This is a genomic window from Gordonia sp. i37, from assembly GCF_002043085.1.
GTDB classification, from domain to species: domain Bacteria; phylum Actinomycetota; class Actinomycetes; order Mycobacteriales; family Mycobacteriaceae; genus Gordonia; species Gordonia polyisoprenivorans.
In genome coordinates, this window is record NZ_MVPX01000663.1 from 1 (window position 1) to 270 (window position 270).

Sequence of the window (270 nt, forward strand, 5' to 3'; positions counted from 1 at the left end):
GGGGTCGATCCGATCTGCCGGGTACTCGCCGAGTACGGAATGCAGATCGCCCCGTCCACCTACTACGCCCACAAGCAACGCGGCCGGATCTCGGCGGCCGCGCTGGCCGAGGCCTACGCCGCGCACGAGGTGTTCCGCCAGTTCACCAAGAACCGCAGTGTCTACGGGGTCCGCAAGATGCATCATCAGATGTGGCGAGCAGGACACCCCATGGGTCGCGATCAGGTCGGCCGGCTGATGGGGATCTGCGGGATCTCCGGAGCAGTCCGG

1 protein-coding gene is annotated in these 270 nt (G+C 66.7%); it reads left to right on the top strand.

Annotated elements, in window-relative coordinates; genetic code table 11:
- The coding region (locus tag B1964_RS29440; protein ID WP_139765970.1) for an IS3 family transposase at positions 1–270 on the top strand (270 nt) is incomplete at both ends.